This is a genomic window from Stenotrophomonas sp. 05L44_2 (assembly GCF_056665995.1).
This window is the reverse complement of record NZ_JBFTNR010000401.1, coordinates 1-3,896: the sequence shown is the minus strand read 5'-3', so window position 1 is coordinate 3,896 and position 3,896 is coordinate 1. Positions and strand designations below refer to the sequence as shown.

General features: G+C 57.7%; 3 protein-coding genes. 2 read left to right on the top strand and 1 reads right to left on the bottom strand.

The genetic code is table 11. The features are described 5' to 3' along the window. Positions 1-118 precede the first annotated feature (118 nt). The gene (locus AC1VAN_RS14390) at positions 119-1,915 is read left to right on the top strand and encodes an ATP-dependent nuclease (RefSeq protein WP_442251546.1); all 1,797 of its coding nucleotides are present in this window, start codon (positions 119-121) and stop codon (positions 1,913-1,915) included. An 11-nt stretch (positions 1,916-1,926) separates the two neighbouring features. After that, positions 1,927-3,636, top strand: coding sequence for a UvrD-helicase domain-containing protein (locus tag AC1VAN_RS14385; RefSeq protein ID WP_480986045.1), 1,710 nt, complete (start codon positions 1,927-1,929; stop codon positions 3,634-3,636). A gap of 62 nt (positions 3,637-3,698) precedes the next feature. On the opposite strand, the gene AC1VAN_RS14380 is transcribed toward AC1VAN_RS14385, so the two are convergent. Continuing rightward, on the bottom strand, positions 3,699-3,896 hold a 198-nt coding region (locus AC1VAN_RS14380; protein WP_480986044.1), incomplete at its 5' end, for a hypothetical protein.

The following is a 3,896-nucleotide window of genomic DNA, read 5'->3' as shown; positions in this document are numbered from 1 at the left end:
GTTTGACGAAGCGTCAGCGAAGGGGCGACGGCAAGAGGACGGATACCCTGCACTAGCATATTCTGTACAGTGAAGACGGCGGAACGGACTGCCGGGCGACTACGGATAAGGAGAAGCCATGCGCGTTGCACGTGTCGAGATTGAGAACTTCCGAGGTATCCGCAGCGCTACCCTTTACTTCGCCGGGACTACGGTCCTCCTCGGTGACAACAACACCGGCAAGTCCACCGTTTTTGAGGCAATCGAGCTGGCCATTGGCTCTGATCGACTGGCCCGGCAGCAGGTGATTGACGAGCACGACTTCTTCGGCGGGGCCTACCAAGCCGCTGGCGACGAGCCAGCTCCCAGAATTGTTATCGAGGCTGTAATTGCCGATCTGGACGCCGAGCACTGCCAGCGCTTCCGGGCACACCTAGAATTTTGGCGTGAGGCAGATAAGCGGCTGCTGGGACCTGGCGAAGCTCAGCAAGTTGCCCAAGAGGGCGTCGTGCCCGCAGTCCGCGTCCGATTTGAGGGGAAGTACGATCCAGATGGGGACGAGTTCGAAGCCAAAACCTGGTTTGCCGTGCCCAGGTCGGAGGATGGGAAGGCTACGAGTGAATGTCGCTCCGGTGACAAGCGCGAGTTCGGCTTCTTGCATCTTCGGGCCCTTCGCACTGGTTCGCGGGCGCTCTCGATGGAACGCGGCTCGCTTCTCGACATCATCCTGAGAACCTACGAGGTCCGGACGAAAATGTGGGAGGGGCTGCTCGACAAGCTACGCCCTCTGGATGTTGTCGGCGCCGAAGATGAGGAGTTTGGGCGAATTCTTGATGCCATTCAGGAAGCCATGCGAGACATCGTGCCCGGAGAATGGGCACATGCTCCGCATCTGCGAGTTTCTGAGTTGACACGCGAGGATCTTAGGCGAGTGCTGAAATCATTCCTGGCAACGGGTGTCGAGGGCTACGCCGCTCCGTTCCAGCATCAGGGCTCTGGCACGATCAATGCCTTGGTTCTCTCAATGCTTGGTCTTATCGCAGAGCGCCGCCGGGGACGTGTGATCTTTGCCATGGAGGAGCCCGAACTTTCGCTGCCACCTCATGTCCAGCAACGCGTTGTCGACAAGGTCCGCGGGCTTGCCTCACAGGCGCTTTTCACTTCGCACTCGCCTTACGTGATCGAGCAGTTCGAGCCTGAGCAAATGACGGTTATGCGGCGGGATCTGACTGGCGTGATGTCAGCAACACCTGTTTCGCTTCCGGCCAACCTGAAACTGAAGCTCTTTCGCGACGGCTTCCGCACCCGCTTCTGTGAAGCGCTACTCGCCCGTCGCGTCGTCGTTGTTGAAGGAAAGACGGAGTTCGTCGCATACAGCGCAGTCTCCCGGCGCATCGCATTCCTCGCGCCCGATCAGTTCAAGCGGCTTGACTCGCTCGGCTGGGTGCCATTCGACGCTGGTGGCGAGACCAACGTTGCCTCATTCGCTGCTTTCTTCCGTCAGCTAGGAAAGACAGTCGCAACTATCTTCGACCAGCAGTTGGCAGGTGCACGCGCGGCGATCGCGGCGTCATGCGATCGGGCCTTCGAGCAGCCCTATGCGGGTTTCGAGCATTTGCTAAGAGCGGAGATTCAAGTCGATATGCAGAGCTGGTTCGTCAAATGGCTAGTAGGCAACCAAGAGTGGCCACATGCATTGGCAGGCATTGTTCCTCCCGAAGGCAGTCCGAATGAGGCTTATGTAGAGCCATTCATCACATTGATGCGCCATAAAAAGGGAGATGACTACCTGACACTGTTCTTTGATCAGTGCCAGGTTGGGCATATGCCAGCCTCCATCGTTCACACACTACGCAGCCTGCGCGAGATGGTAGAACGCCCGGCTGCGCCCCCCGCCCTGCCCCTCCCCTTCATCGTGCCGCCCGTGGCGCTATAAAGGGGAGCGTAATGGCCATTGTTCTCTGCGACCAACGGCGGCGCCTTCTCGCGACTGAGGGGCATATCGCGCTGCGAGGGGGGGGCGGCTCAGGCAAAACCACCATTGCGCTCGCTAAGGCGTGTGAAGAACTGGCAGCGGGTCGACTTGGCAGCACGGGTAAGTCTCTGTTCATCAGCTTTGCGCGCGCCACTGTAGCGCGTGTTGCTGAGCAAGCAACTGCATCGCTGCCGCGAGATCAACTGACTCGCATCGAAATCAATACCTACCACGGCTTCGCTTGGTCGATCTTGCGAAGTCATGCATACCTGCTTGGCGTACGCCCTGGAGTATCGCTACTCCTTCCAGCTCACGAGCGATCGCGTCTAGCGGGTGTCCCCGACCAGAACCGCGCACGCGAGCTACGGCGCCTGTTCGAAGAAGAAGGGCTGGTCGCGTTTGATCTCTTCCCAATCCTTCTCGCTGAGCTACTCGACCTGCTCCCCGTGGTTGCGCGCGCCATTGGCGACGCCTATCCGGTAATCATTCTCGATGAGTTCCAAGACACGAACGCAGAGGAGTGGGCAATGATCCGTCGTTTGGGGCGGCATAGCACCCTGATCGCCCTTGGTGACCCCAAGCAGCGCATCTATGATTTCAAGGGTGCCGATCCCAGGCGCTTCGATGATTTCATCGAATCCTTTCAGCCTTCGGTCTTTGACTTTCAAGGCGAGAACAACCGTAGCGCGGGGACAGACATCACGCAATTCGCCGATGCAGTCATCAGCGGTAACTACCGGGCTGAACCCTATGCCGGAGTTTCCATTGTGGGCTACGGTGGCCAGAGTCTTCACCCGCTGAAAGAACGCGTCCTTCGCACCGCAGGTAGATATCGCCGCCGATCTGAATGGTCAATCGCGGTGCTCGTTCCGACAAACAAGCTCGCAGTCAACGTCTTTGATTACATGAGAAGGGAGGCCAATGGCCTGCCGAGCTATCCGGTTGATATCGCAGTATCGATGGAGGGGCCGATGYTTGCGGGCATGGTCATTGCGTTGCTGCTGGAACCACGGGCCCCAAATGGATCCGTCGGCGCTGACGTCTTGGAAGCAATGGCACTTCTGGAAACAGGTCGCAAAGAACGTGCGTCTGCGACTTCGATCGAAACAGCTCGAAAGCTCCGGGATCGAGCCTCAAGAGTCCGCCTACGCGGTGATGCCGGCTACGGCCGGGCAGTTGGAGCCGGCGTCCGCCAACTGGTTGCTGAGGTTGAAGCTTTCGCGTTGAGTGGTGACCCATTCGCTGACTGGCTGTCCATTCGCAACCTTATGGCAGGTAACGCCAGGACAGAAATTCAAGCAGTAGCCGCAGAGGCACGACACATGAGGTTATTGCGCCGCGGAACACAGATCGAGACCCGCCTGGCGGAGGCGTGGCGCGTTCATGGCTCCTACTTCAATGCAAGAGAACTTCTGCGCGCCGCTCTGGTGGAGGATCAGTTCGCTGCTAACTCACGAACTCAGCAAGGCGTCATTGTCATGACGATCCACAAGGCCAAGGGAAAGGAGTTCGACGAAGTGCTTGTATTCGAGGATTTGTACAATCGATACCTTCGCACTAATGGTGCTGACCCAGAGCGGTCAGCACGTTTCAATTTGCATGTTGCTGCGACGCGCGCGCGCTCCGCTGTTGCGATCATGACGCCATCTAGGGACCCTTGCCGCCTACTCCCGCTCATCTAATAATTAAGGCAATGGATGCCTTAAAAGCACATAGCGGCGTACTCTCGATAAATCCTCGCAACCTACTTCTTCACGGTTGAGGCCGTGCTCGGCTGACAGCTGTCGCATACCAATGACTGGTCTTGAGTGGTAATCATCGGCGGTGATTCGATCTTCCTCCAACTATTCATACTTCTTATATTGGCATTGTTTGATACGCTAGTGACCAGCTGGATCAGCTCCATAGCAACGACTGCACCCGCAAACGGTTGATATCCGGA

Coding starts and splice junctions, on each gene's coding strand:
- AC1VAN_RS14390 (WP_442251546.1), top strand. CDS start 119: ATGCGCGTTGCACGTGTCGAGATTGAGAACTTCCGAGGTATCCGCAGC.